This window comes from Thiemannella venezuelensis (assembly GCF_014203605.1).
GTDB lineage: Bacteria > Actinomycetota > Actinomycetes > Streptosporangiales > Streptosporangiaceae > Planomonospora_A > Planomonospora_A venezuelensis.
In genome coordinates this window covers 1-1,390 of record NZ_JACHJJ010000078.1, presented here as the reverse complement: position 1 = coordinate 1,390, position 1,390 = coordinate 1, and the positions used below count along the sequence as shown (strand labels likewise).

The following is a 1,390-nucleotide window of genomic DNA, read 5'->3' as shown; positions in this document are numbered from 1 at the left end:
ATGGTCAAGTCCTCGGCCTATTAGTACCGGTCAGCTCCACACATTACTGCGCTTCCACCTCCGGCCTATCAACCCGGTCGTCTACCGGGAGCCTTACCCACTCTCGTGGTGGGAGACCTCATCTCAAGGCGAGCTTCCCGCTTAGATGCTTTCAGCGGTTATCCCTTCCGAACGTAGCCAACCAGCCGTGCTCCTGGCGGAACAACTGGCACACCAGAGGTTCGTCCGTCCCGGTCCTCTCGTACTAGGGACAGCCCCTTTCAAGTCTCCTGCGCGCGCAGCGGATAGGGACCGAACTGTCTCGCGACGTTCTAAACCCAGCTCGCGTACCGCTTTAATGGGCGAACAGCCCAACCCTTGGGACCTACTCCAGCCCCAGGATGCGACGAGCCGACATCGAGGTGCCAAACCATCCCGTCGATATGGACTCTTGGGGAAGATCAGCCTGTTATCCCCGGGGTACCTTTTAGCCGTTGAGCGACGGCGCTTCCACATGCCACCGCCGGATCACTAGTCCCAGCTTTCGCTCCTGCTCGACCCGTCGGTCTCACAGTCAAGCTCCCTTGTGCACTTACACTCGACACCTGATTGCCAACCAGGCTGAGGGAACCTTTGGGCGCCTCCGTTACCCTTTAGGAGGCAACCGCCCCAGTTAAACTACCCACCAGACACTGTCCCTGATCCGGATCACGGACCGAAGTTAGACGTTCAAAACGACCAGAGTGGTATTTCACCAATGACTCCACCCGAACTAGCGTCCGAGCTTCCCAGTCTCCCACCTATCCTACACAAGACGCTCCAAACGCCAATGTCAAGCTGTAGTGAAGGTCCCGGGGTCTTTCCGTCCTGCTGCGCGTAACGAGCATCTTTACTCGTAGTGCAATTTCGCCGGGTCTGCGGTTGAGACAGCGGGGAAGTCGTTACGCCATTCGTGCAGGTCGGAACTTACCCGACAAGGAATTTCGCTACCTTAGGATGGTTATAGTTACCACCGCCGTTTACTGGCGCTTAAGTTCTCAGCGTCGCCACCCGAAAGCGGCTAACCGGTCCCCTTAACGTTCCAGCACCGGGCAGGCGTCAGTCCGTATACATCGTCTTACGACTTCGCACGGACCTGTGTTTTTAGTAAACAGTCGCTTCCCCCTGGCCACTGCGGCCTCCCCCAGCTCAAGGAGTAAATCCCATCACCAGGAAAGGCCCCCCTTCTCCCGAAGTTACGGGGGCAATTTGCCGAGTTCCTTAACCACAGTTCACCCGATCGCCTTGGTATTCTCTACCTGACCACCTGAGTCGGTTTCGGGTACGGGCCGCCATGCTCCTCGCTAGAGGCTTTTCTCGGCAGCATAGGATCACCCACTTCGCCACAATCGGCTCGGCATCACATCTCAGA

The 1,390-nt window shown here is 57.6% G+C and carries 1 rRNA gene; it reads right to left on the bottom strand.

Annotated features, from left to right (window positions below):
* Positions 1-1,390: ribosomal RNA gene (locus FHS22_RS37175) — 23S ribosomal RNA — on the bottom strand; the annotation flags it as partial.